We start from the raw sequence: 26,600 nt of genomic DNA on the forward strand, positions 1-26,600 counted from the left end.
CCGCGGAGAGCCCATGACATCGCCCCACGCCCTGACGCCTACCGACCCCATGGCGGCTCCCGCGCCACCCGAGGAAGCCGTGGCCCCTCTCATCCGGGGTATCGCCGTGCTGCGCGAGCTCACCGACGCCGGAGGGACGGCCGGCCTCAGCGATCTGGGACGGGCCACCGGCCTGGCCCGCGCCACCATCGACCGGGTCACCGGAACACTCGCTCACATGGGGTACATGCGGATGGACGGCAGCAACGCCGTCCTTGCCCCCCGCCTGATGGAGCTGGGGAACGCATACCTGGCCGCCCTGCGCCTTCCCGCGCTGCTGAGTGCGCACGCCGATACCCTCGCTGAGGAACTCGACGAGTCGGTGTCCCTCGCGGTGGCGGACGGTGACGGCATCCGCTTCATCCACCAAGCGATCCGCCGCCGCGCCCTGTCGCTGAGCTTCCGCATCGGCGACCTGCTGCCCGCCGAACGCACCGCGCCAGGCCCGCTGCTGGCAACCGAGTGGAGCACGGAGGACTGGGCACGGTGGCACAAGCGGCAGGACGCCGACCCCGAGGACCTCGGCTTCGCGGCGGTCCCCCCTCGATCGCACCGTACCGCCACGACAGACTTCGAAGAACGGGTGGAACGGGCGCGCGCCCATGGCTGGGCGATGGACGACCAGTTGATCGAGCCGGGGCTCGTCGCCGCATCCGTTCCGGTTCGCGCCCCCGACGGCCGGATCGCCTGTGTGGCGAGCGTCGTGAGCCATACCAGTCGGCACAGCGCGGACTCGCTGCGCGACGCCCTTCTCCCCAGGCTCCGTACTGCCGTGACCGTCATGGAGCGGAAGTTGGCCGACGCTCCGCCTCCGGAGCCGCCGAGCAAGAGCACTCCCGTCGGGCTCGCCACCTGGACGAGCGCGTCCAAACAGGAACTGGGCGGGGAGTTCATCGAATCCCTGGCCCGCGGCCTGACCGTGGTCACCGCGTTCGGTGAGGGCCGTGCAGAGCTGACCCTCACCGAGGTCGCCGAAGCCACGGGGCTGTCCCGCGCCACGGCTCGCCGTGCCCTGATAACCCTGGGATACCTCGGTCACGTCACGCGGCACGGACGGGTCTTCCGGCTCACTCCACGCGTCCTCGCCCTCGGTTTCCCGCCGCTGTCCAAGACGACACTCACCCGGATCGCGCACCCCCACCTCGCCGCCCTCACCCGCAAGGTGGAGGACTCGACGTCCCTGGCAGTGCTCGCCGGTGACGATGTTCAGTGCGCGGCCTCGGTCGCCGCGGGGCGCATCATGGACGCTGATATCGCCGTGGGCGCGCGCGTGCCCGCCTATGCGACCTCCACGGGCCGGGTGCTGTTGGCGGGGCTGCCGGCCGAGGAGCGCACTCCCCGGCTGGCGCGCGTGCGGATGGGGGCGCTGACCGCTCGCACCGTCACCCGGCCCACCGACCTCGAACTGATTCTCGACCGAGTCCGTGAGGACGGTTATGCCCTGGTCGATGAGGAACTGGAAGAAGGGCTTCGCTCGATCGCCGTACCGGTACGTAACCGCGACGGCGGCCTCATGGCGGCGATCAACGTCACCATGCACAGCGGTCGCCGCCCCGCCGCGGAGTGCGTCACGACCATCTTGCCGGAACTGCGGGCCACGGCTGCTCACATCGAGGCCGACCTGCACATAACCGGGCGATTCGTGCGAGTTCCGACATGGCAACTGTAGTTGGTGAGCAGTGAGGTTCCTGCCCTGTCATGTGACGGCTGCTGCCGTGACGTTGTTCCATCGGCGGTGGTAGTCGGCTGCGCGTTGCTGGTGTTGGCGGCGCCAGTGGGAACAGTGGAGCGCGTGCGCGGGATCGGCGTCCTGGCGGGCCGGTAAAGGACGAAGACCCGGAGCGGGGCGAGGAGTTCACGCGGACTGACGGGCACCATGGCCAGCTCGTCGTCGCTCTCGCCGGAGGTGGTGCGCTGCCGCTCGCGGAGGGCTCCGACGGCGAGGAGCGCGTAGGCGATCATCGACATCAGGCTCCAGCGGTGCCAGGAGGTCCAGCAGGTGACCTGGCCCTGGTCGAGGCCGGTGAGGCCCTTGGCTCCTTGAAAGTCCTCTTCGACCCGCCAGCGGCGGCAAACCGCGCTGACCAGCACCGATACCGGCTGTGGGTCGGGGTGCCAGGTGCGATAGAAGGACAGGGTGCCGGTACGGCGGTGACGACGGATCAGAACCTGGCTGTGCCCGGCGTCCTGTCCCGGCGGGGTGTCGTCGGCCCTCATGTCGATCATCGCCCAGTCGTAGAGCCGCGCGCCCTTGGTCCCGTTCCCGGTCCTCATCCGCATCCAGGCCCGCTTCGGCACCCGCTGAATCAGCGCGGTGAGCTTCTCCTTTCCGCCGCCTGGCGTGGTGACACGGTGGCTGGTGGGCACGGCGATCGCGTAGCCGTAGCCCAGCGTGCGAATCCGGCGGCGCAGGGCACTGCCGCCGTAGACCTCGTCCACCGCGACCCAGGCGGTGCGGATGCCCGCGGCGTGCGCGGCGGCGAGCATGCCGCCGGCCAGTTGCGGCTTGGTGGCAAACACCGTCTCGTCGAGCACTCCGGTCACCTCGCGGCGCTCGTCGTCACCGGCGCGCTCCCCGTTCTTCGACGCCGGTCGTCTGCCTTCCGTGCCTTACTCGCCCAGACCCTCAGGCTCGGTGTGGTGAAGCCGACCGCCACTCCGTCAGCCGCTGCTGAGCCACCCCCCAATGCAGATCTCCGGAGTCCGGACACAAGCTCCACGACACGATTAGCCCTGCTGTCACGAGTTGATCGAGCCAATCCGGCACAACAGCCACATCGAGACCACACTCGCGCGCCATCCGGTCAGATTCCGTATGGCCGTGGCCTTCCCTCCCGGTGTACGCAGCCACCCAGACAGCAACCAGTTGGACCAGCGCCCCCTCTGCAGCAACTCGACCGAGACGGGCCGAACGCAAAGCCCAGTCGGCAGCGCGGCGGCGGTCGGGGCGTGCTGGGGACTGAGTCATGAGCGCGGCATCGAGTAGCCGGGCGACAACTGCCGCGTTGTCGGCCACCGCCGTATTAGGAGTTCTGCGCAGCCAACAAGCCTGCTCCAGCTCAAGCCACGGATCGGAGGGGTCCTCCAGGCGAAGACCACGCAGCAACCCCGTCGGCATTCGGACATCCGCGGCCGCGTTCATCCGCAAGGCACATTGCAGGGCGAGGAGGCGGGCGGCGGCCCCTGTGTCCGCCGGCAGGGCGGCGGCAAGGTAGCTGAGCATCTCCCGGACCCGAGTTTGTTCACCTGGCCCACGAGGAAGCCGTCCACGACGGCTGCGGCCGGATCCGGAAAGCCATGGCTTTGGCGCGGACAAGATCGTATCGGGTACGACGGCTGCCTGGTCCGTGGCCGCGGCGCAAGCAGCGCAGGAATCAGCGAGCCGCCACACCCGACCACCACACTCCCGCGCCAGAAGCAACCGGATGGGGCCGGCGCACCCGCGATGGCGGGGATGCCATCGACAGCCGCGCTCGTGACACTGACAGGTACGCATGTGCACCGGCAAGACATCACACCGAGCATGCCCGGCAAGGTGAGCCAGGACCGCCGAGCGGGCGGCTCCAGCAGCAAGAGGTCTGCTGGTCGCCGGACACTGCTGGCAAACAAGCACTGGCCCACCAGCCTGTGGGCGCAGTTCGACCGTCCAGATGCGCCGCACCGCGGGGCATGTTGTGCGGAGCCTCATCAGGCTCTTGGTCCTCCCATCGTGTTCAGCGCCGACCGCCGAGAGCGGGGGCGGCGGCAAACGGTAGTGCAGATGTCTGCCCTCTCGCTCTCACCGCCATCTGCGGAAATAGGGCAGAGGCCTGCACTGACAGGGCAGGGGTCTGCACCGCCGAATGGTGGGATGACGATCTTGCCGCCCGACCCGCACTTCGAGGCGTTGCGCCTGGAGCTGGCGCGCCTGCGGGCGGTGCGAGGGTGGACGTACGACGAGCTCGCCGCCCGCACCGGCCTGGCCAGACGCACACTCATCGAGATCGAGCAGGGCCGCACCGTCGGCACCCTGAAGACGTGGCACGCCCTCGCACACGCACTGGACACCCCCTTGGACGCGCTCTTCAGCAACCTGTGCCGCGGGCACGAGCCGCCCGGGGAGACCCAGAGCTGAAGCCCGGGCGGAATGTCCCTCGGCGACCACCCGAACCGGCGACGCACACCCGAACACATGAGCGCCCACTCGTACTCCAGTAGGCCCTGGTAGGGCTGACCGAGGGACATCACAGCAGCGATACGTCTGCTGCGGCGTGTTGGCTGGCAGGTTCGCCCGCATGCACTCCACACCTCCGCCCCCGAGGCGCCGCTGGGACGGCAGCCACACCGACGTCCGAACGCGACGCTCCCTCCGCGTCACACCCGACGGCGTCAGCCGACTGCTGCGCTGCGGCCAGAACGACCGATGCCGTGACTGCGGCAACCGGATCGAGTGGTATCACCGCAGTGACAGCCGGCCCATCCGTCTGCACCCCCAGGAACTGCCGACCTCACGCGTTCCCGTCACCTGCCGCTGGCACGTCAGCTCAGGCGTCGCGTATCCGTCGGACGACGGCACGTGCTGGTGCCGCATGCCGCATGCCGTCGTGTGCCCCACCCGCGGGACCTCGCCAGCCTCGCCCGAACTGGTCCCGCTCCGCCGCGCTCTGGCCCTCAATACTCGCCGCCTGCTTGACGCCGGCGCCTTCACTCCGTCTTCGACAACCTCCGATGCCGAGGTCTCGGCCCCGGTCAACTGCCGTCCGAGCCGCCCTATCGTGCAGCTCCTCTACATCCGCTACCTCGCCGCCCAGCCCGTCGACGAGATCCGATGCGTGGCGCAGACCAGGCGGAGGCACCGCTGCGGCAACGCACTACTCTCGCCGAATGCGCCCGCCGGCACCTGGGCCCTGATGCCCACCACGGGAGCTCACGGCCAACTCGCCCTGCCCGCAGAGGTCATGGCCGTGTACGACCTCACCGGCCTGCCCTACGGGGAACAGTTGCGCTGGCGAGCCCAGCGGTGCCCACAGCACGCCGCCTTGCCTACGGCCGGAGACATGGCGGTGGCAGAGTGGGAGGTGTTCGACCCGCTCCTTCACCATGAGCACATCTACTGCCGCCTGCCCACAGCGGTCCGGCGTACCCGGCCCAGCGGCACCTGTCGAAGGGCCGACCAGCCGTGACACGTCACCACGCCGTCGAGATCACGCTGACCCGGCCGGCCACGCCCCGCGAACTGCAACGGGCCGGCCGTCGCGTTCCTCTGGCCACGAACGCCAACTTCACCCGGCTCCTGGTTGTACAGCCGGCCAAGAGCCCTGGCCGGGCTCTCCAGACCCTCCGCCGCCTGCTGGACACGCAGTTGCCCATCGACGTCATGACCACCCACTACCCGGACAGGCGCGGCCAGATCCTGCTCAACGTGGCCCTCAGCCACGCCGTCCGTAGGGCCATCCAGCACAACGCGGCAACTCTGGGACAACGGCCCCAGGATTTCCTGAGCCAGGCAGTAACCGCAGCCGTCGACCGCCATGAGCACCAACGCTTCCGACACCTCAGGGTTCGACTGGAAAGCCTGCTCACCGAGAACACTGCCGAAGAGGTGCTGCTGACCGCAGCCGACATCCTCAGGGGCAGCCACCGCGCTAGCACGGCTTCACAGCCATAGCGGTCTTTGAGCCCACCACCTAATTCACCGCCTTCACGTATGCGGAGCCCTTGTTGACCACGCTCACAGACGAACAGACCGCAGCCGCCGACGCCTTCCACGCCGGGCACCACCTGGTTCTCCAGGCCGGTGCCGGCACCGGCAAGACCACTACCCTCACCCTGCTCGCCGCCAGCACGGAGCGCCGCGGTCGCTACCTCGCCTTCAACAAAGTCATCGCCCGGGACGCCGCTGCCCGTTTTCCTCGCACCGTGCGGTGCACGACCGCCCACGCCACGGCATACGCCGCCGTCGGCCACCGCTACGCCAACCGCCTCAACAGCCCCCGTCAGCCCGCCTGGAAAATCGGCGAAAACTTGGGCATCACCCGCTCCGTACGCATCGGTGACCACAACATCAGCCACCGGACGCTATCCCACACGATGCTGCGCACGGTGACCCGCTTCTGCCACTCCGCCGAAAGGGTTCTCGCTGGCCATCACGTACCACCGCTGAGGAGACTGGAATCGCAGTCCTCACACAACCAACTCGTCGGCTTCATCCTGCCGTTTGCCACCCGGGCCTGGTCCGACCTACAGAACCCCGATAAGGGGGTCGTGCGCTTCGAACACGACCACTACCTGAAAATCTGGTCCCTCAAGGACCCGAAAATCGAGGCTGACTTCCTCATGCTCGACGAGGCCCAGGACACCAACCCCGTTCTGGAACAGGTCTTCGCGTCCCAGCGCGACCACGCCCAACTCGTCATGGTCGGCGACTCCGCCCAGGCCATCTACGGCTGGCGAGGCGCGCGGGACGTGATGTCCCGCTTCGACGGCGTGCCCCTCACCCTCACACGCTCGTTCAGGTTCGGCCCGCACCTCGCCGAACAGGCCAACCGCTGGCTCGCCATCGCCGACGCCCCGATCCGCCTGTCCGGCACCGAGGCCATCACCACGGACATCGGAACGGTCGCCCTCCCGAAGGCGGTGCTGAGCCGCACCAACGTGGGAGCCATGGCGGAGGTCATGCGCCTGCTCGCAGACGGCCACCGCGTCGCGCTTGTCGGCGGCGGTCAGGCCCTCCGCGCCCTGGCCCTGGCCGCCCGAGACCTCAAAGAGGGACGCCGCACCGCCCATCCCGAGCTTGTGCTCTTCTCCTCCTGGGGCGATCTCCAGGACTACGCCGAGTACGACCCCGCCGGCAGCGATCTGCAGCCGCTGATCGATCTCATCGACCAGCACGGGACGGAGGCCATCCTCGGCGCAGTGGATCAGCTCAGCGACGAATCCTCCGCCGACGTGACCGTCTCCACCGCCCACAAGGCCAAGGGCCGGGAATGGTCCAGCGTCAGAATCGCGGACGACTTTCCGCCGCCCAAGGACAGCCACGAACTCGACAACCATGGGCATCCGGTCCCCGAACCCGTCCGAGACGCCGACGCTCGGTTGGCTTACGTCGCCGTGACCCGCGCCCGACATCAGCTGGACCTCGGTGGCCTGTCGTGGATCGACGACCATCCTTGTGGGCGTCAGAACTCATCTCATGGTGGCGACGAGGGCGAAGTGTGAGCTTCCTCACTCAACTCGGCCACGGAGATGGCCCTACCGTTGCTAGAGAGCGCGGGGCCTGACAGTTCGCGGAGAACTGATGAACCATCACCAAGTCAGCTCGGCCAAGTTCGTGAGCCGCATTCTGGAGAGTCCTCAGCATGAGGAAGCCCTCGGTGGCGAGGAAGCACACCACCTCCTCGCCACCGCACATGCGGACCGCGTCTGCTCGCCACGAGGCCACTGGATATCGTGGGACGACTGCTACGCCTCCGCGGACCTGTACCCGCTGCCGTGGAAAGCCAGCTTGCTTCTGGACAGCTGGGGACGTCCGCTCCCCATCCCGGACCATCTGAGTGGCGATGCGTACGACTGTGCTGTCGAGGCAGGTCGGCGAGCGGCCTGGATCAACTCAGAGGCGCGCCGACTTGGCATGCAGGTTTAGAGCCACACGGCGCGATAACTGCAGATCTCCGAGCGACGGCCAGGACTGCTGCTGGGACTGCTTCTCTCACGGGTCCCCTCGACGCAGCGGCAACACGGTGCCCCCATGCCTTCCGAGTTCTTCGCGCAGGGCTTGGTTGTCGTGATGGAGGGCGGCGATGGCGGTGGCAGCAGCTTGGAGCTTGCGTTTCAGTGCGGTGCATTCCTGGTTCTTGTCCGCGAGTTTTCGGCGGATGCTGGTGATCTCCTCGTCGCGGCGAGCCTCTCCGGGCGTGGTTTTCCCATATTGGGCGATGTGTTCGTCCCACCGCGCGAGGATGCCAGCAGCTCTGTTCATGGTGGCCCGGCTGACCTGGGCTTCCCGCCATAGGTTCTCTTTCGTCAATCGCCCGTCGGTCCGTTGAGGTTTACCGGCGAACAGCCTCTCCATCGCGGACTCCAGAGCCAGCGCGGTCTTGAGGGAGACGCGGTCCTCGACAGCGTGCGTATCGCTGCTCATGTCCGCTCCTGGGAGGTCAACTTCAAGACGTCCTCGGCGCGTTCGAGCTCCCGCGAAATCAGCTCCTTGCGAACGGTCGGCAACCCCGGCGTCTGCAACAACTTCAGTTGTGTGCGGCGGTGCGCATCGTAAAGCGGGACATGCTCCACGCCGATCATGGAGTTGTGGCAGCGGTCGGGCCGGCAGCGCCAGTCCAACGGGCCTGTATGGCCCTCGGGGACAACCGTGTTCTCCAGGCAGACCGCGCCTGAAGGGTTTGCCGGGTCAAAGAGGCAGTTATTCAAGGCCCCGAAACGGATGGTGATTCGGGCCTTGCGCAGCAGGTCCTCCTCAACGCGGGCATCCCCTCCACGAGCTCGAACGGTGTCCTTGACATGGTCGAAGGTCGCTTTGACACGGTCGGCGCCGGGGCCGTATCCGATCATTTTGCCATCCTTGTGCTCGTTGTAGAGGGTCCGTAGGCGGCGGAAGCGAGCGGCTTCAATTGCCCCCTCCAGATGTTTGGCCCAGGCTTCGTCGGGGGCCGCGTATCCACGAGTGGAGCGGTTGGCCAAGGCCCGGGTAGCGATGCGCTTGAGCTGGATGCCAAGCGCGATCTCGGAGCCGGCGAACTGGTCGGTGAGCATGGCCATCGTGCGACGGAACATGTGCGGTCTGACCCTGCCTGTGGGAATCGGCTCAAGTCCCGCCCATGCGGCGTGGGCGTTGACGAAGCGGGTGAAGGAATCGATCATCAGGGCGCCATCGATGGCTTCGCTGGTCTTGGGCTTCTTGAACGGGGCGAAGACTCGCTCGGCGTGCAGAGAGAGGGATTCGGCAAGTTCGATGGCCTCGACCACCGGCTCGGTGATCCACCAGTGTTTCCGGGGCCGGTTCGGATGGCCCTTCTGCAGAGTGGAGGCGACGGCCGGCGTGTTGTAGTGCTCGACGATGCACCCCCTCCCGATCTCGTGAAGTTCGGAGTCTCGCATCATCGACAACGCTGCGACCAGTACAAACGCAGCATTCCGCAACGCGGTCCGAAGGGGCTCGATGTGACCTTGCTGAATGCCGGGGTGCCAAGGCCCTGTACTGCCGTCGGATCGAGTGACCTGGGCGAGATCCTCGACCAACCCCTGGTGTGTGTACCGCCCCTGCTCCACCGCCTCGAGCACGGCCGCTCGCCTACTCCGAGCCAGGACAGTTTGGCGCGCTCCGAAGACGGCTCCTTGAAGCGTCGAGGCGATTCCCAGGTACAGCGTCATCAGCGGCCAGTTGACGGCCGGTGGCTGACCTGCGGCCAGGTCCCGTGCGTAGTAGACCGGGACCTGGTTGGTTGGATTGGCCAGCCAGGTATCGAGAGTGTGTGAGGCGTCAATGATGGATGCCCTGGCCGATTGGAGGAGTTCGTCCCGGCGCCGGATCGCGCGGAGCACATCGGGGGCGAACGTGTGGACATAGGCCCATGCCGCGCGCACCAGTGCGAACCAGATCTTGGGCGGGATGGGCTTGGTCGAGACCGCATCGGTTCTGGTTGCTTTGGCCACAGCTTTGGCGCTTTTCCCCGGCCAAGGTTCCTCTGCGGGCCATCCGCCGCTCAGCGCTGGGCTCATCCGTACCATCCTGCGAATGAAGGACACAGTTCCGATGACACTGGCTGCGCTCAGCGAGGCGTCCAGAGTCTTCACGCGGCGCTTCAAGTCATTCGATGTCCACCTCTGCGGATTCGGCGGGAGCCCTGCCTCGTCGGCCCAGTTGATCACGGCACGCAGCTGGTAGACCGCCCCTCGCAACGTTGTAACCGAGGCCGGGGTATCGCCCAGGAAAATGCCCGCTTCCTGCAGCGCTTCGTGCTGCGGATTGGCCATCACCATGGCCATCTCTCTGGCCAACAGATTCCAGAACGGGTCTGCCAGTTCCACCGTGAAGGGAACCTGCCACTCATTGGCTTTGAGGTTGGCAGGCCGCCGTAGCACACCATTGCAATCCCAGGATTCGGTGTCACCGAAGAGTGGAACGCGGGCGTCGGGCCGGCGAGCCGCACTCAACAGGGAACGTCCCTGCAAGACCGGTTCGTCGTCTCGGAACAGCAACGAAGTGGGGCGCCCGGCGGGATCGTTAATAATCATTGGTCGAACCCCACTTGCGCCGTCAGCGGTAGATCCAGCTCCGCCCGGCCAACTTCAATGCTCGCCCGCGCGAGAGCAATCTCCTGGTCGCTCCGGGCGGCCAGCACCGCGCGGAGATTCACGTAGCTCTGGCCCCACACGGCCGTGAAGCTCTTCGGTGGCATGCGGCGTTTCAAGTTCTCCAAATGCCGTTCGAACAACAGCAGTTGCGGCAACTGACCTGGCAAAATCCAAGCGTTGCGGCATTCCAGGCACCGCAGCGGTGCCACCGCGCACAGCTCTCCCCGAGGGCTGAACGGCGAGTCGTAGGGGTCCTTGCAATGCGAGACACCCATGTCGAGTTCTCCCTGGATGATGGCTTCTGCCTGCTCCTCTTCCAGCCCCAACGACTGCAGCGCCTGCTTGTCCTGCAGACTGTCGTGAGCGTCTGCGGCCATTACAGTCGGCCCTTCTACCGCCTTGTGGAACCAGTGGTCCTGGGCTGTGGCGATCACCTGCCCGGACAGGATGCGCAGAGTCGTCCCCTGGGCGTAATGCCCGGCGAAGGTCTCCTCCACATGGTCGTCGGCAGCCGCGCTGATCCTGCCTCCCGAGGCAATGGCCTTCTCGACCTTGGTGGACTTGCGCAGTCGCCCGATGTGCTTCTCGCCGGCCACCTCCACTCCGACCGAGGTCAGCCAACCCTCGAACGTTGCGCTGGCCCCTCCGTTGGGGGCCCAGCGATCAATGACCAAGGAGTGGCCTGCATTCACTCTGGCCGCTACGAACAATGTGCCATTGAGATGCGGGGCCCTCTCTCGGGCTTTTGCTGTCACGGCAAGTAGGCGTCGCACGACGGCACTGGCCTCGCATCGCGGCCTATCCGTGATGTCGTACGTACTCGCCTGATCGTCTGCGCCGCTCTCCGCAGCGGGTGGAGTAGCGCTGTCACGGAAAGCGCGGTGCCGCACCAGTCCGGCCCGCTTTTTCACAAGGGTGAGCCGCACTCCGTGGGGCAGGAATTCCACATCGCCTTCACCGAAGGAGGTCACCTCCTCCGACGCGCGGCCGGTTGCGTCGACCAGAAGAACGCGGAACGCGTGAAGGTCCTGAGTCGTAGGATAAAGTTGGGCAACCAATTTCGAATTGAGTCTGAGCTTCGCTGTTCTCGGGTAAACGGGACAGCCGTCCTCGCGTTGGACTAGCGCCTGCAGTTCAGGAGGCCATTTTTCGAGCACGGGTAAGGCAGAACTGATGTCCTTGAGATCGATCTCGCGGCGCGAAAGCCCCCACAGCAGATCGGCAACACTGGACCAACTCCCCTGATCAGGGTGACGGCCCCGACCAGCCATGGCCCAGCCCTCAGCCAGTCGCTTCTCCAGCATGATCACCGCATTCCACGCTGCACGGACCATCGCGCGCTTCTCCGCGAAAGTGAACTCATCGCGTTCCGCAGACTCACCAGCGGCGATCAGTGCTTTACCCCGGACGAAGCTGGCTAGCCCTGCCTCCACGCCACGCTCCGCGTGGTCATCACGCCACACGATCAAGATTCGCACTGCGTCAGCCAGGAACTTGGCCACTTCGACCGATCGGAGTAGCTTTCAGGCAGGCTCCGCTCCCATCTGGCCAACAGCCGGACCATCCCTTCACTTTCCAACGAGAGCGAATCCGAAGACACCTCCGGCGCGGCGTCCACGAACTTGCCTAACCGGTCGACTGCACGTCGATAAGTAGCCACCGGTGCGCGAGTAATATTGGTCACCGCAACATACTCGACCCACTCATCCGCCAGTTGAGCAACCAAACGCGAGCATCGATAATCCGCCGGGGCGAGATAGTGCAACGAGTATCGACCATTCTCCGTCGGTGCGCTCACAACCCGCAGGCCCAGCCGACCCGCAGGACCAGGTGAGTTGAGTGCCCGCTGCAGTGCTTCTTCACTGTAAGGACGCGATGCCATTACCGGCCTCCGTTCAACGCAGGTCGGTCCACCTTAAATGCGTGCGCGGCAATCTGCGCGTATGTCGCCGCCTCACCGTCTTCGCCCAACCAACCGCTGAAGGCCTCCTCGAACTCGTGCACCAGGTCGTCCGTGTACTCAAGGTATGCGTACGTGGTTTGCGGACTGGAGTGCCCCAGTCGACGGCTGACGATCAGCAACGGGTTGTAGCGGATGTGGCCCGTGAGGTAGGAGCGGTGTCGTCGTGCGCGGGCCTCGTACTCAGGCTCGTGCCCGTCCAACTGTCGCTCCAGGTAGCTCAGCAGTTGGAGTGCGTATGTGTGCCGCAGGTCGTGCCAGCGCCATCTCTTCGCCGGCAAGCGCGGCGTGGTGTCGTCCGCAAGGTCCAGCATTCGCCGCCAGGCGGCGTGCCGATAGCGCTTCCAGGAATCCGCCCCTGGCATGAGGCCACCCCGGCAGATGAACACCGTGAGTGCCTCGAGACCGAACTCCCCTTCCCACACAGTGATCCGCCGCAGCTTCGGCGGCATCGCCGCCATGATGAACTCGCGCTTTACGCCGTCGAGCTCACCGCGCAGTACGCCGGACTCGGGCTCGACCTGCGAAACCACGAACAGGTCCCGCTTACGCCGACCAAGATTCGCCGCTGACTGTTGGGCCAGTTCCGGACGCTCCAACAGGCAATAGGTCTCCACCGTGTCGATGGAGTCCTCGGGGACATAGATCGTGCGTGCCTTGCCGTACTTCGCGCACGCCTGAACCGTGAACTCGCAGGCCTCTCCTGGGCGTCCCAGCCCCAACCCCAGCTCCGGCAGAAGCAGGGTTGCCCACTCCCGCCAGCGCATCCCTGTTCCCAGAGCGAGATCAGCCGCTGCCCGCCCTCGGTGCGGAGCGCTGCCCCGGAACGAACGATTGACCCGGGAATCAGGGTGCTGGCCGCCAAGCCCGACGTCGCGGAAGTACCTGAACTGGTCGAACGTCAGGTGCCGGATATCCATGGTTCGCCGAAGCCGTGGAGTGAGTGCGTTACGCCCTCTGGAAGCCACCCGCACTGGTCGACGAGCCAGATGCCCGCGCTCGACCAGAAACCCGAAGAACTGATCGAGCAGCCCTGATTCCCTCGACCACGCCGATACGCCGACCGGCCTGCGCTGCTCCTCGGTGCGGAACCTCTTGTAGGCCACGACGTCCGATTCGGTGGCTGCCACGACGTCCCCAGCGCGCTTCTCTTGGTGGAGGGCGAAGCGGGCCAAGATGCGGCCGTACTCCTTGAGCGTCCCCTCAGCCAGATCTGCATAGGACAGTCCGCGGCCCCAGGAACAGAGGGGTTCCACCGGCATCATCGTCTCGTCGTCCAGGAAGACCGGCGTGCCATCCGAGATCGCGCGGTACTCAAGCAACGCCGCTGCGTCCTCACCAGTCAACAGCGGGCTGTCTAAGTCAGCTCGGACCACCCCCGAGTCAACTGCGAACAAGTGCATGCCTGCTCCTCTCCTGCGACATCCCTGAGCAGTAGAGAAGCAGGGAGGCAACCGACCCCGCAGTCACCCGAAAGAGTCACGCGGCAACCGGTGAGACAGATCTGAAGTGCCCCAAGAACGCCTTGCAGAAGCCGTACGACCCGAAGGCCTCGACGATCTCCCAGGTCCGCTGAATCGTCTCGGCGTCGTACCCCTTCGCGGCCGCGTGCTGCGCGAACCAGACCCGGATCCGCCCCTGCGACCCGGGGTCGGACAGCCCGCGCCGCACCCGGTCCGCCTCGTCCCGGCCGCAGCCGGTCATGAGGTGCACGATGTCGATGATCTGCTCGTGGAAGACGACCACGCCGTACGTCTCCCGCAGCGGCTCCGCCAGATCGTCGTGCGGATAGCGGACCGGCGCCCGCCCGTGCCGGGCCGCGATGAACGGCCGCACCATGTCGGCGGCGACCGGACCGGGCCGGAAGAGGGAGATGTCCACCACGAGGTCGTGGAAGGTGGCGGGCTGGAGGCGCCCCACCAGGTCCCGCTGCCCCGGCGACTCGATCTGGAAGCAGCCCAGCGTCTCGGTGGAGCGGATGAGTTCGTACGTCGCCGGGTCGCCCTCGCCGCGTTCGAAGTCGAGCGCGTCCAGGTCGACCCGCTCCCCCGTCGCCCGCGCCACCTCCGCCACCGCGTGCGCCATCGCCGACTGCATCCGCACACCCAGCACATCGAGCTTGAGCAGCCCGAGATCCTCCACGTCGTCCTTGTCGAACTGGGACATGGGCAGCCCCTCGCCGCTGGTCGGCATCACCGGCGTGCGGCTCAGCAGGGACGCGTCGGACAGGAGCACCCCGCACGGGTGCATGGCGACTCCGCGCGGGAGGGCGTCGAGTGCCTCGACCAGCTCCCACAGCCGGCCGTACCGCTCCTTCTCGCCCGCCAGCTGCCTGAGTTCGGGCAGCTCCTCGAGCGCGGCCCGCGCGTCCCGTGCCCGGATGTGCGGGAAGGACTTGGCGATCCGGTCGATGTCGGCGGGGTCCAGGGAGAGGGCCGCGCCCACGTCCCGGACGGCGTGGCGGACCCGGTACGTCTCCGGCATCGCGACGGTCGCGACCCGCTCGGTGCCGAAGCGGCCGATGATCGCGCGGTAGACCTCCAGGCGGCGCGCGGACTCCACGTCGATGTCGATGTCGGGCAGCGCGACCCGGCGTTTGGACAGGAACCGCTCCATCAACAGGCCGTGTTCGACGGGGTCGGCGTGCGCGATGTCCAGGAGGTGGTTCACCAGGGAGCCCGCGCCCGAGCCGCGCGCGGCGACCCGGATACCCATCCCCCGTACGTCGTCGACGACCTGGGCGACCGTGAGGAAGTAGGAGGCGAAGCCGTGGTGGGCGATCACGTCCAGCTCCTGGTGCATCCGCTCCCAGTAGGCGCGCCGGGCGCCGTAGCCGTGCCGCACCATCCCGGCCGCGGCCCGTGAGGCCAGCGCCCGCTGGGCGGTGCGGCGGGCCGCGCCGACGAGGTGGGGCTCGGGGAAGTGGACGGTGCCGAGTCCGAGGTCGTCCTCCGGGTCGACCAGGCACTCGGCGGCCGTGGCCCGGGTCTGCTCCAGCAGCCGGTGCGCGGTGTCGCGGCGGAACCCGGCGGCCTCGACGACCCGCTCGGCGACGCCCAGCATGGCGTCCGCGCCCTTGAGCCAGGCCTCGCCGGAGTCCAGCTCGCCCCGGGGGTCGACGGGGACGAGCCGCCGGGCCGCGTCCAGGACGTCGGCGACCGGGCCCATGCCGGGGTCGGCGTACCGGACGGCGTTGCTGAGCACGGGCCGTACGCGCTGCTCGGCGGCGAAGCCGACGGTCCGGGCGGCCAGCCGCAGCGAACCGGGGCCGGTGCCCTCGCGGCCGTGCCACACCGCCTCCAGCCGCAGCGCGTCGCCGTACCTCTCCCGCCAGGGCACCAGGAGCTTCGCGGCACGGTCGGGGCGCCCGGCGGCCAGCGCGCGCCCCACGTCGGAGGCGGGGCCCAGGAGCACGGTCAGGCCCTCGGCGGCCGACTCCGACCAGGGCAGCAGTGGCGGGACCTCGCTCCCGCCGCCGCCCGGGCGGCTGTCCGCATGCGCCGCTGAAACGATTCTGCACAGCTCGGCCCAGCCGGTCGCGCCCTCGCGCGCGAGGAACGTCACCCGGGGGGTCGACTCGTCGATGAAGGCGCCCCCGCGCACGGGAGCGCGCCGCCGCGCCCGACGTACGGCGGCCGCGGGCACCTCCACCGCCAGCTCCGCCCCGAACAACGGACGGATCCCGGCCCCGGCACACGCCTTGGCGAACCGGACGGCACCCGCGAGGGTGTCCCGGTCGGTGAGCGCGAGGGCGTCCATGCCCCGCTCGGAGGCTCGCTCGGCCAGCCGCTCCGGATGCGAGGCCCCGTGGCGCAACGAGAACCCGGAGGCGGTGCGCAGATGCGTGAACCCCGGCACACACACCTCCCGCACTCGGTCCACCACTCGACCGGCCACTCGCCCGGTCCCTGGTCAGCCACTCGACTCGAACATCAGTTCACAGCTCCCTCGCCTCCACCATAGACCACTTTTCGAACTTCTGTACGACAACCATTCGGCCCCGTCCCACCTGCGCAAACACCGCCCGCCCCGGACCGTGGGGACATGACACAGACGGCCGGTCCCGCCCCCAGATCCTTGGTCGAGGAACTCAAGGACGGGATCACGCCGCGGGCCACTCTGCTCGTCGTCGGGGTCCCCGCCCTGCAACTGCTCTTCATCGCCTCGTACGTGGGAGCACTGCACAACCCGAAGCTCAGGGACGTGCCGTTCGGCGTGGTCGCGCCGCGGGCCGCGGCGGCCGAGCAGGCGGTGGACCGGCTGGAGCGGCTGCCGGGCGAGCCGCTGGACCCGCGCGCGGTCACCGACCGGGCGGCGGCGCGTGAACGGATCCTGGACCGGGAGATCGACGGCGCCCTGCTGATCGACCCGGCCGGCACCACCGACACCCTGTTGGTCGCCTCCGGGGGCGGCCGCACCCTCGCCACCGCACTGGCCACGCTCGTCACCGCGCTGGAGCGGTCCGAGGGCCGCACCCTGCGCACGGTGGACGTGGCCCCGGCCGACACCGGGGACGCCAACGGGCTCACGTCCTTCTACCTGGTCGTGGGCTGGTGCGTGGGCGGCTATCTGTGCGCGTCGGCGCTGGCGATGAGCGCCGGGGCACGGCCCACCAACATCCGTCGCGGCATCATCCGGCTGGCCGCCCTGGCCGTGTTCGCGATCGTCGGCGGACTCGGCGGCGCGGTCATCGCCGGGCCGGTCCTGACCGCCCTGCCGGGCAGCGTGGCGGCGCTGTGGGGACTGGGGGCGCTGGTCGTCCTCGCGGTGGGCGCGGCCACGCTGGCGCTCCAGTGCGTCTTCGGGATCGCCGGCATCGGCGTGGCCGTCCTGCTGGTGGTGATCGCGGGCAACCCGAGCGCCGGCGGCGCGCTGCCGCCGCCGCTGCTGCCACCGTTCTGGGCGGCGATCGGCCCGGCGCTGCCCCCGGGCGCGGGTGTCTGGGTCGCCCGCTCGATCGCCTACTTCGAGGGCAACGACACCACCGGCCCGCTTCTGGTGCTCTCCGCCTGGGCAGTGGCGGGGGCCGCCATCACCGTGGTGATGGCGGCCCTGAAGAGGAGACCGGCGGATCCGCCGGCATCCGGTCGGCCGGTCGGCTGACCGGCTGTCAGCCGATCTGTGCGCCGGTCGCCGACAGTGCCTCGGTGACGGGCTGGAAGAAGGTCTCGCCGCCCGAGGTGCAGTCGCCGCTGCCGCCGGAGGTGAGGCCGATGGCCTTGTCGCCGGAGAAGAGCGAGCCGCCGCTGTCACCGGGCTCGGCGCAGACGTCGGTCTGGACGAGGCCGTTGACGATGTCGCCGTTGCCGTAGTTCACGGTGGCGTCGAGACCGGTGACCGTGCCGCTGTGGACCTGGGTCGTCGAGCCGCTGCGGGTGACCTTCATACCGACGGTCGCCTCGGCGGCCCCGGAGATGGCCTGCGTGGAACCGTCGTAGAGGTTGACCTCGCTCGGGTGGTCGACGTCCGCGGTGTACTTGACCAGGCCGTAGTCGTCGCCCGGGAAGCTGGAGTCCGCGTTCTCGCCGATGACCTGTCCGCCGGCCGACCAGGTGGAGATGCCCTCGGTGCAGTGACCGGCCGTCAGGAAGAACGGCTCGCCGCCCTTGACCACGTTGAAGCCGAGGGAGCAACGGCCGCTGCCACCGGTGATGGCGTCGCCGCCCGCCACGAAGGGCTTGTACTCGCCCTCGGTGCGCTTGAGTTCGGCCTTGGCGCCGAGGCCGTCCACGACCTCGGTGAGTCTCGCCAGTTCGGCCTTGGAGACGGTGCGGTCCGCGGTGACGACGACCTTGTTGGTGGTCGGGTCGGTGGCCCAGGCGGTGCCGGGGATGGTGGCGTCCGCCTTGAGGGTCGTCCGGGCACCCTTCAGCTCGGCGAGGGAGTTCTCGACGATGCGGGCCTTGGCGCCGGCCGCCTCGACCGTCTCGGCGGCGGCCTCGTCGAGCACGTTCACCACGAGGAGCTTGCTCTTCGCGTCGTAGTACGTTCCCGCCGCGTCGGCGCCGAGGTCCGTGCCGAGCGTCCGGGCGAGCTTTCCGGCCGCCAGAACGGAGAGCGCTTTCGGCTCGACGGTCGGCGCGGTCTCACTGGCGTTCGCAGTCTGGAAGGTCACTCCCGCGGCGACCAGTGCGGCGATACCGGCACCCGTCACGACGGCACGGCGCCTGGATATGCGTCGGTGCTTCAACTCGTGTCCTCCTGTGGGGGGTTGACCGAGACGGGCGTGGGGGCCCGGCTCGGCCGGAATTCATGCGGGCAAGGAGGCGGTGAACGAAGGAAAACGCCGCGTCCATGCCAACTGTGCGGCGCCCACTATTCCTAGGCGCACAGGGGGCACACAAGGTCGACTTCCGGCCGCCCGCACCACGAGGGCGCACGCCCCCTATGTCATTACCGTCCGGTAACGCACCACCCCGCACACACGGGAATTCACACTGCAAACACAGGAAGCAACGACCTCCTTCGCACCGAGCGAGGTCTAGTCCTGTCTGAAATTCGCCCTACGGGAGTCCGGATGGGAACGTGCCGGACGGGGCGGAAGTTGCTTCCGCATCGCTTCCTTCATCCGCGGGTCCGGTGCGGGCCGGGTGAAAAGCGGAGGGAAAGCAGGGGGAAAGAACGGGGAAGGCGCGGGGCGCACCCCCTGCCTCTCAGGGGCGCGGAGAACTGCGCGAGAAGCCCCCCCGCCCGCGGACGACCCCTGCCTAGGACGGCCCCTCACCCACCGGCGGAGCCTGCTGCTGGGCCCGCTCCAGGAACCGCAGCAGCTCCACCGGGAACGGCAGGACGAGCGTGGAGTTCTTCTCGGCCGCCACCGCCACCACGGTCTGCAACAACCGCAGTTGCAGCGCGGCAGGCTGCTCGGACATCTCCTTGGCCGCCTCCGCGAGCTTCTTCGACGCCTGCAGCTCCGCGTCCGCGTTGATGACCCGGGCCCGCCGCTCCCGGTCGGCCTCGGCCTGCCGCGCCATGGACCGCTTCATGGTCTCGGGCAGCGACACGTCCTTGATCTCGACCCGGTCGATGGTGACGCCCCACTCCACCGCCGGACTGTCGATCATCAGCTCCAGCCCCTGGTTGAGCTTCTCCCGGTCGGCGAGCAGATCGTCCAGCTCGCTCTTGCCGATGATGGACCGCAGCGAGGTCTGGGCCATCTGGGAGACGGCGAACCGGTAGTCCTCCACCCGCACGATCGCGTCCGCCGGCGAGGTCACCTTGAAGTAGACGACGGCGTCCACCCGGACCGTGACGTTGTCCCGGGTGATGCCCTCCTGCGCGGGCACCGGCATCGTCACGATCTGCATGTTGACCTTCCGGAGCCGGTCGACGAACGGCACGACCATCGTGAAGCCCGGCCCACGCACCGCCGGCCTCAGCCGGCCGAGCCGGAAGACCACCCCCCGCTCGTACTGCTTCACGACCCGCGCCGCCGACGCCACGTACACCGCGCCGACGGACACGAGGGCCACCCCCGCCGTCACCAGCTCCTCGACCATCACGGCCCCCAGGGTCCGAAGTGGGCGCACGGGAGGACGTACTCGTGGGCGGCGCTCACGCCTCGGCGCGCGTCCGCACGCGTCCCGCACGCATCTCGAAGGTAACTCCGCCGCCCGAACGAGGGCGAGCCCCCGCACACATGGTGTGCGGGGGCTCGCCTGTCGCCGGCTGCCGCCGGGTGGGGGGTCCGGCGCCGGGGGGAAGAGCGCCGGTTGCGTTCGGCCTGATCCCGTTCGGCCTAGTAGACGCTGACTCCGTATGCGCTCAGGGCCTCGGTGACCGGCTGGAAGAAGGTCGTGCCACCGGAGGTGCAGTTGCCACTGCCGCCGGAGGTCAGACCGTACGCCACGCCGTTGCTGCCGTAGAGCGGACCGCCGGAGTCGCCGGGCTCGGCACAGACCGTGGTCTGGATCATGCCGTAGACGATGTCGCCGCCACCGTAGTTCACGGTCGCGTTGAGGGCGGTCACACGTCCGGTACGGGTACCGGTGGTGGAGCCGGTGCGGATGACGTTGGTGCCCACGCTCGGGGTGGCCGCGCTGGTGATGTCGACGCTGCCCGCGGTGCCGTCCTTGGCGACGGACGTGTTGCTGTAGCGCACGAGACCGTAGTCGTTGGTCGGGAAGCTCGACCCGGCGGTCGAACCGAGGACCGTGGTGCGGCCGGAGTTGGAGTACCAGGTGCCCGCGCCGTCGGTGCAGTGACCTGCCGTCACGAAGTAGTAGGTGCTCCCGCTGCGGACGTTGAAGCCGAGGGAGCAGCGCCAGCTACTCGCATAGATGGCGTCGCCGCCCTTGATCAACTTGTTGAACTTGCCGGGGGTCCGTTTGATCGTCAGGGCGCCGGCGTTCCCGCCCGCCGCCTCCTTGATCTTCGCCAGCTCGCCCTGGGAGACGGTGCTGTCGATGGTGACGACGACCTTGTCCGTCGCCGGGTCGATCGCCCAGGCGGTACCCGGGATGTCAGCCTTGAGCACCGATGAGCTGGCACTCTTCAGCTCGGACGCGCTGAACGTCTGGGTGCCTGCCGCGCTGGCGGTGGGGACCGTGACGGCGGCCGCGGCGACGAGTCCGGTGGCCACGGCGATCAGCCGGGTACGTCTCGCTATGCCGCTGCGGGGGGTGGTGCGCTTGATCCTCACTGTTCGTTCCCTCCAAAGGGAAGTCGGGGGCCCGCGTGGGGTCGGGGCCCGTGAGGCGCAGATCAGGGCGACGGTCCGGATTCCGGACACGCCGTGTCCCTGACAAGGCGCTGGGGGGAAGTATTCGGCCGTACCGCCGACCCACGCAAGGGTGCCTTTCGGCCTCTCGGAAGCCCAACCGGCGCGCCCTCCACTCCAGTTGACCCCGTCAGGCCATATGTGCGGGTTATGTGCAGATCCTGATCGGCTCCCGGCGGGGCCGGATGACGGGTCGTCGGAGCAGGCCGCAGGGCCCGGGAGCGTCGAGCACCACTATCGTCGGCCGCGGCGCGGGACACCCTCCGGGGCGCCCGGTCGGAGTACGCGGGTCCACCGCCCGGGGGTGTCCGGAAGTCGTCCGTTGGGCCGTTCAGCCCTTCGCCGCCCCCCTCGCCTTCCCCGCCCCGCCTCCCGCCGCTCTCTCCCTGACGTCGTACCGGTCCGCGGGCCGGGCCAGGCCCAGGTGCTCGCGGAGCGTGCTGCCCGGGTAGAAGGTCCGGAACAGGCCACGGTGCTGAAGCAGCGCCACCGTCCCGTTGACGAGCCGTTCCAGGTCCCGGCGCGGCTCGACGGGGACGAGGTGGAAGCCGTCGACGGCCCCGGCCCGGTGCCAGGCGGCGACCAGCTCGGCGAGGTCGACGGGCCCGCCCCGGTACAGCGGACCGGCGGCGGTCTGCCGCGGCCCTCCCCCGCCGTGCCCCGGCACGGCCGCGTGCTCGCCGCCACCGAGATCCACTCCGAGACTTGCCAGAACCCGCAGTTCATCGGGGTCCCGCCCGAACCGGACCGCCATGTCCCGCAGTTCCTCCCGTACGGCGTCGGCGCGAGCCGGATCGGCGACCCTCAGCAGGGCCACGTCCGCGTGACGGGCGGCGGTGTCACGGCTCTCCCCCTCGGTCGCGTCGACGACCCGTACGGGGTGGCCCTGCGGCGACCGGGGCACCATCGAGGGCCACCGCACGGAAGCCGCGGAGCCGTCGGCACCCTCGGCACCCTCGAAGGCGAGGTGGTGCGCCTCCTCCCGGCCGGCGAACCGCCCGCTCCCGTCGACGCGGGCACCGGTGCCGGCCCGGGGCCCCTCCCGCGGGCCGGGCACCTCGGTCCACCACCCGGCGCGGCCCCGGCTGACCCAGTCGAGCGTCGCCACGGCGTCCGGGGGCGGCGAGGGCTCGGTGTGACCCGTCGCCACGGCCGGCACCAGTCCGACCCGCCCCGTCTCCGGCGCCACCCGCGCCAGCACCGCGGACGCGTCCGGCCCCGCCCGCCCGAACATGTCCTTGAGCGTCACGAAATCCAGCACACCCCGCTCCGCGAGCCGGGCGAGTTCCACGAACGCCCCCGCGTCACGCCCCGGACGCTGATCCATGGCAGCGGCCAGGTGCAGCCGCCCCCGACCGTACGACGACCCCATACCGACCGACCCCTCTCCGTTGCTCCGCCGTCCCGCACCCGACAAACCCCCGGCCCCCTCACGCCGCCGCACGGCACTCCAGGTCGCGCAGGAACGCGAGTACGGCCCGAGCCGTGGCGTCGTTCTGCCGGAAGGCGGGACCGCCCGTACGCGGGCGGGTGAAGGCCCCCGGTGTACGGCTGTTCGTGTAGGGCCCGAGCGCGAAGCGCCGGGGGTGGGGGCGTCCGGCCCGGTCGAGCACGCGTCCGTCCGCGGGGTCGACGGCGACCAGCCCCTCCGCCGTCTCGACGATCCCCCCGGCGTCGTACAGCTCGCGCAGCAGCCCGTCGCGGACCCGCGCCACCGTCGGCTCCGGCAGCCGCGCCTCGACCAGTGCCCGCGCCTCGACGGAGACCCCGGGCACGGTGGGACTGGACGCCCGGAACACCCCGCCCTCGGCGGCCACCCCCATGTCCGCGCCGACGAAGTTCAGTACACCGGCCCGCGACAGGGCGAGCAGTTGCCGCAGCCGGGGACCCGGCGGTCCGGAGGCGAGAAAGCTGAAGAACCCGTGCCACCAGGTCCCGACGTCGCCGAGCCGGATCAACTGCCCGTAGACGGACAGCAGTCCGAAGAAGACCCCCAGGTCGGCACTGAAGGAATCGTCGTGGCGACGTGCCAGGTCCGCCTCGACATAGCCGCGCAGCCCGGCCTGGAACTCCTCGTGCGATGCGTATCTCACGCCCTGCAGCGGACGGTCCAGCGCGGCCAGGTCCAGCCGGTCGGCGGTGTCCGGCACCGCCGACGCCACCAGCACCGCGCGCTCCCCCGCTTCCACCGCCGCGTACTTCTCCTCGAAGTCCGCCCAGGCCATGGCCGTCCGCTCGGGATGGGCCGTGAACAGCCGGTGGTAGTGCGCGAACCCCAGCTCCTTCTCCACCAGCGGCCACACATCGCCCCGGAAGTCGAACCCGGCCGCCCGCGACAGCAGTTCGTCGACCTCGGCCGGCCCGAAGAACCTCGGCAGGGGCGGCCGCTCCCCGTCCAGGTCGTACCCGATCTTGGAGTGGTACGGCACCCCACGCCGCGACCCGACGTACAGCACGGGCTCCCGCCCCGAGGCGCGGTACGTCAACTCCCCCGCCCCGTCGCCCTCGTACCGTCCGCCGCGCCCCTCCGTCAGCAGCACCAGCAGGTCGACGAAGGCGAGCCCGAAGCCCCGCACGAGCACCGGTTCCCCGGGGGCCAGTGGCGACAGATCGCTGTCGGCGGTGAAGTCCGGGGGCATGTGGACCAGTCCGTGGGCGCGGGCGTACTCCGCCAGTTCCCGCTGCTCGTCGTCGAGTTCGGCGTCCAGGTGACCGAGCGCGAGGATGACGAGGTCCGCGAGCAGGGGGCGGGGGTGCCCGTCCAGCCACACCTGCTGACGCCCTTCGGCCGGTCCGCTCACCCGGAGCGCCCGCCGCGGGTGGTGGTGGACCGCGACTCCCTCGGGAAGGTCGGCGACGGCGTTGCGGTGCACCCAGCGCAGATACTCGCCCTGGATGCGCCGGTCGGGAAAGAGCCGCCCGTCGAGCCCCGCCCACTCGTGCAGCGTGGGCCCCTCCCGGACGGGTCCGTCCATCCGCACCGACTCGTCGGTGAACATGGTGATGTCCTCGGCCTGCGAGTTCATCCACAGCAGCGGCGACTGGTCCGCCCGCCAGATACGCCCGGCCCCCGGCTGATGCGGGTCGACGAGATGGATGTCGAAGCCCGCGCCGGCGTACACCGCACCGGCGTTGGCGGCGATCCGCTCGATCAGTCCGGTGGCGCGCGGTCCGGCCCCGACGATCACCAGGGAGGGGCGCGGGAGGGGCAGGGGGGAGTGAGAGGAAGAGGCAGACGGCATGCGAAAGGCTCCGTGATGTCCGAGGCGAACACGGGTGCCTTCACACGGGCGCGTCCGAGGGGACGGACGCGGGGGACCGAGCCCCTCAGCAGCGGTCTGCGCCGAGAGTACGGCTGTCTTTCCCCTCGCTGTCAAGGGTGTCCGAACTGTGAGCGTCACCTCTCAGGTCGGTTGACTCGCCTTCGGATGCCTGTTCCACTTGCTCCATGCATCCGCAGCAGTGGCTGGTCAAGCGCTCCCACATCGACCTCGGTCGAGTGTGGTCCTCCTCCTGTTGAGCTGAGCCGACCCCACCGCGCGCCCCGATCCCCGAGGGGCGCCGTTCGTGTTCTCCCTCTTGGCCTTCACACGCGCACCCCTCCCCTCGCGTTCCCTCTTTCTCCTCAGCAGTCGCAACCGCAGCACTCGCACGCATCGCAGCAGTCACAGTCGCAGTCCCGGCAGCAGCCCTCGCGCTTCTTCCGGGACCAGGGACCCTCGTACTCCTTCGCACAGCACAGCTGACAGGTGCAGCACAGCAGGGTGAACATCCCGCACCCCGCCCAGAGCCCCCGACGCCGCGGCGGTTGCGGCTGCGGCACACCGAAGCCACCGCCCCCGCCACCGCTGCCACCGCCGAAGGGGTTCCCACCGCCGCCGGCGTAGGGATTGCCGCCGGCTCCGGCATACGGGTCACCGGCGCCGCCCGCGTACGGATTTCCCGGACCCGGCACCCCGCCGTGCTGATGGCTCGCACACACCGGCACCGCCCCGAACGCCCGGTCCACCGACCTGCGCAACTCGTGCACCAGCAGCAGATGGGCGAGCCCGCCGTCGACGAAGTCGGCCTCGCGCAGGGCGAGCCGGATGCCGTGCAGGGCGTCGTCGGCGAGCCGCCGGGCCTCGGCGAGAGAGGTCCCCGTGGCGGTCAGCGGGTTCCAGGCTCCGGCGGCGGCGTCGGCGGCCCGGTCCTCCACCGCGTCCAGCAGATGGGCGAGCCGTCCGAAGAGGCGTCCGGCCTCGGCGAGCGGTTCGGCGTTGCCCGGCCGTCCGGCCAGGACCGCGGTGTGCGCGAAGGCCGCCGCCGTGGCAGTCTCGGTCGGTTCGGTGACCGCGAGCAACGGGGTGCCCGGTCCGGCCAGCGCCTCGACGCCGGTCTGCCGGTCCACCGCGTCGACCAGCACGGCCGTGTCGAACCCGATGTCCGATCCCGTACGCGCCCCCGCGCGCCCCCAGTTCGTCGCGATCCGGCGCGCGGCGCGCGCCACCGGCTTGCGCGCGAGCAGTCCGTCCCCATCGGCGACGTGGTCACGGACCTTGGCCGAGGCGAGCACCAGCGAGACGGCGGCGGCGAGCCGCGCGCCCTCGCCGTGTGCGACGGAGGCGGTGCGCATCCCGCGCAGCGGACAGGGCCCGGCGGTGCGCCGCCCGGCGGTGGCGCGCTCGGCCTGAGCCTCCGTCAGAACCGAGACCAGCAGACCGTCATAATTGGTGACGACCCGGGCGAACTGCCCGTGGTCCGTGCGCAATGCGAGGCAGAGACCGCACAGATGCGCCATCCACTGGGTGCGCAGCCCTTCGCCGAGGCGATGACCGCAGGGCCTCACTATTCCGAACACGACACTCCCCCGTGTCTCGCCCTGTCGCCGCGCGCTCGCCGGCGTCGCGGCATCGTAGCCGCCGGAACGTTCACCCGGACGGCCCCCGACTCACCCAAACGCCACGAACAATATTATTTCACTCCCTGTCAGCAGGTGTGTACAGCGGAGCCCTTGGGGCACATGGACTCTCGACGAATTCGTTCTGCACCAGTACCGTCACGAAACCCCCGTGCGGCGTCTATCCACTTGGCGAGACATCCGCATCATGGACGACGATAGGGATGCGGAAAGCACGAAAGACCGCTGCGAGAGGAGGCGTCCATGGGATCGGTGCGCAAGGCGAGTGCCTGGCTTGGCCTCGTCGACGACAACGATGACGAGCGTTACTACGACGACGACTACGCCGATGAGCGGGAGGCCGGCTCCGGCGAGGCCTGGGTCACCGACCCTCGCGTCAAGGTGGCGTCCGAGTCGGCGCAGGACCACGGCCGCCGGATCGGCACGGTCACGCCGGACAGCTTCCGTGACGCCCGGCACATCGGCGAACTCTTCCGGGACGGCGTCCCGGTCATCATGAACCTCACGAACATGGAGCCCGCCGACGCCAAGCGGGTCGTCGACTTCGCGGCCGGCCTGATCTTCGGTCTGCGCGGCTCGATCGAGCGGGTGTCCAACCGCGTGTTCCTGCTGACCCCGGCCGACACGGAGATCGTCAGCGGCGAGGTCGCGAGCCGTCCGGTCGACGGTTTCTTCAACCAGAGCTGAGGCAGGGC

Annotated in this window: 17 protein-coding genes and 3 pseudogenes; 8 read left to right on the top strand and 12 right to left on the bottom strand. The window is 69.2% G+C overall.

The window, feature by feature from the left end:
* Window positions 1–13: 13 nt before the first annotated feature.
* Window positions 14–1,708 carry an IclR family transcriptional regulator domain-containing protein gene (locus tag ACZ6BB_RS15365; RefSeq protein WP_471615673.1) on the top strand — a complete coding sequence of 565 codons (1,695 nt, stop codon included), beginning with the start codon at window positions 14–16 and terminating at the stop codon, window positions 1,706–1,708.
* Here ACZ6BB_RS15365 and ACZ6BB_RS15370 read toward each other — a convergent pair.
* A pseudogene (locus tag ACZ6BB_RS15370) lies at window positions 1,645–2,595 on the bottom strand (IS701 family transposase); the annotation flags it as partial. The gene ACZ6BB_RS15365 and the pseudogene ACZ6BB_RS15370 overlap by 64 nt on opposite strands.
* Before the next feature lie 1,294 nt (window positions 2,596–3,889).
* Between ACZ6BB_RS15370 and ACZ6BB_RS15375 the strand changes: the two are divergent.
* From ACZ6BB_RS15375 to ACZ6BB_RS15395, 5 genes and pseudogenes are all read left to right on the top strand, one after another.
* On the top strand, window positions 3,890–4,153 hold the full coding sequence (locus ACZ6BB_RS15375) for a helix-turn-helix transcriptional regulator (RefSeq protein ID WP_469500651.1): 264 nt from the start codon (window positions 3,890–3,892) through the stop codon (window positions 4,151–4,153).
* 160 nt (window positions 4,154–4,313) lie between these two features.
* Window positions 4,314–4,700 (top strand): annotated as a pseudogene (locus ACZ6BB_RS15380) (DUF6083 domain-containing protein); the annotation flags it as partial.
* A 93-nt stretch (window positions 4,701–4,793) separates the two neighbouring features.
* Window positions 4,794–5,201, top strand: a complete 408-nt coding sequence (locus ACZ6BB_RS15385) for a hypothetical protein (RefSeq protein ID WP_471615750.1) — start codon at window positions 4,794–4,796, stop codon at window positions 5,199–5,201.
* Window positions 5,198–5,686 (top strand): hypothetical protein, encoded by a 489-nt coding sequence (locus ACZ6BB_RS15390; protein ID WP_471615674.1) that lies wholly within the window; start codon window positions 5,198–5,200, stop codon window positions 5,684–5,686. The genes ACZ6BB_RS15385 and ACZ6BB_RS15390 overlap by 4 nt, the downstream gene beginning before the upstream one ends.
* Window positions 5,687–5,739: 53 nt before the next feature.
* Window positions 5,740–7,236 (top strand): UvrD-helicase domain-containing protein, encoded by a 1,497-nt coding sequence (locus ACZ6BB_RS15395; RefSeq protein ID WP_471615675.1) that lies wholly within the window; start codon window positions 5,740–5,742, stop codon window positions 7,234–7,236.
* Window positions 7,237–7,726: 490 nt separating this feature from the next.
* Here the strand turns inward: ACZ6BB_RS15395 and ACZ6BB_RS15400 are convergent, their stop codons facing one another.
* The 5 genes and pseudogenes from ACZ6BB_RS15400 to dnaE form a co-directional block, all read right to left on the bottom strand.
* Complete coding sequence (locus tag ACZ6BB_RS15400; protein WP_471615676.1) at window positions 7,727–8,158, bottom strand: hypothetical protein; 432 nt, start codon at window positions 8,156–8,158, stop codon at window positions 7,727–7,729.
* The gene (locus ACZ6BB_RS15405; protein ID WP_471615677.1) at window positions 8,155–10,266 is read right to left on the bottom strand and encodes an integrase; all 2,112 of its coding nucleotides are present in this window, start codon (window positions 10,264–10,266) and stop codon (window positions 8,155–8,157) included. Before ACZ6BB_RS15405 ends, ACZ6BB_RS15400 begins: the two co-directional genes overlap by 4 nt.
* Window positions 10,263–11,828, bottom strand: a complete 1,566-nt coding sequence (locus ACZ6BB_RS15410; protein ID WP_471615678.1) for a hypothetical protein — start codon at window positions 11,826–11,828, stop codon at window positions 10,263–10,265. Before ACZ6BB_RS15410 ends, ACZ6BB_RS15405 begins: the two co-directional genes overlap by 4 nt.
* A gap of 379 nt (window positions 11,829–12,207) precedes the next feature.
* Window positions 12,208–13,689: a hypothetical protein gene (locus ACZ6BB_RS15415; protein ID WP_471615679.1), complete on the bottom strand. Its 1,482-nt coding sequence runs from the start codon at window positions 13,687–13,689 to the stop codon at window positions 12,208–12,210.
* A gap of 118 nt (window positions 13,690–13,807) precedes the next feature.
* Window positions 13,808–16,144 (bottom strand): annotated as a pseudogene (gene dnaE / locus ACZ6BB_RS15420) (DNA polymerase III subunit alpha); the annotation flags it as partial.
* A gap of 186 nt (window positions 16,145–16,330) precedes the next feature.
* On the opposite strand from dnaE, the gene ACZ6BB_RS15425 reads away from it, so the two are divergent.
* On the top strand, window positions 16,331–17,389 hold the full coding sequence (locus ACZ6BB_RS15425; protein ID WP_471615680.1) for an ABC transporter permease: 1,059 nt from the start codon (window positions 16,331–16,333) through the stop codon (window positions 17,387–17,389).
* Window positions 17,390–17,396: 7 nt separating this feature from the next.
* On the opposite strand, the gene ACZ6BB_RS15430 is transcribed toward ACZ6BB_RS15425, so the two are convergent.
* From ACZ6BB_RS15430 to ACZ6BB_RS15455, 6 genes are all read right to left on the bottom strand, one after another.
* Complete coding sequence (locus ACZ6BB_RS15430) at window positions 17,397–18,476, bottom strand: S1 family peptidase (protein WP_471615681.1); 1,080 nt, start codon at window positions 18,474–18,476, stop codon at window positions 17,397–17,399.
* A 517-nt stretch (window positions 18,477–18,993) separates the two neighbouring features.
* Window positions 18,994–19,785 (bottom strand): slipin family protein, encoded by a 792-nt coding sequence (locus ACZ6BB_RS15435; RefSeq protein ID WP_471615744.1) that lies wholly within the window; start codon window positions 19,783–19,785, stop codon window positions 18,994–18,996.
* A 239-nt stretch (window positions 19,786–20,024) separates the two neighbouring features.
* A complete protein-coding gene (locus ACZ6BB_RS15440; RefSeq protein ID WP_471615682.1) occupies window positions 20,025–20,927 on the bottom strand; it encodes a S1 family peptidase in 903 nt (300 codons plus the stop codon).
* A gap of 409 nt (window positions 20,928–21,336) precedes the next feature.
* Window positions 21,337–22,377 (bottom strand): LLM class flavin-dependent oxidoreductase, encoded by a 1,041-nt coding sequence (locus ACZ6BB_RS15445; protein WP_471615683.1) that lies wholly within the window; start codon window positions 22,375–22,377, stop codon window positions 21,337–21,339.
* Window positions 22,378–22,435: 58 nt separating this feature from the next.
* Window positions 22,436–24,247, bottom strand: coding sequence for an FAD/NAD(P)-binding protein (locus ACZ6BB_RS15450; protein WP_471615684.1), 1,812 nt, complete (start codon window positions 24,245–24,247; stop codon window positions 22,436–22,438).
* A 383-nt stretch (window positions 24,248–24,630) separates the two neighbouring features.
* Complete coding sequence (locus ACZ6BB_RS15455) at window positions 24,631–25,845, bottom strand: DUF5685 family protein (RefSeq protein WP_471615685.1); 1,215 nt, start codon at window positions 25,843–25,845, stop codon at window positions 24,631–24,633.
* Between the two features lie 303 nt (window positions 25,846–26,148).
* Here ACZ6BB_RS15455 and ACZ6BB_RS15460 point away from each other — a divergent pair, with 303 nt between their 5' ends.
* Window positions 26,149–26,592 carry a cell division protein SepF gene (locus ACZ6BB_RS15460; protein WP_383886526.1) on the top strand — a complete coding sequence of 148 codons (444 nt, stop codon included), beginning with the start codon at window positions 26,149–26,151 and terminating at the stop codon, window positions 26,590–26,592.
* Window positions 26,593–26,600 lie beyond the last annotated feature (8 nt).

It is taken from the genome of Streptomyces sp. NPDC041108 (assembly GCF_055592645.1).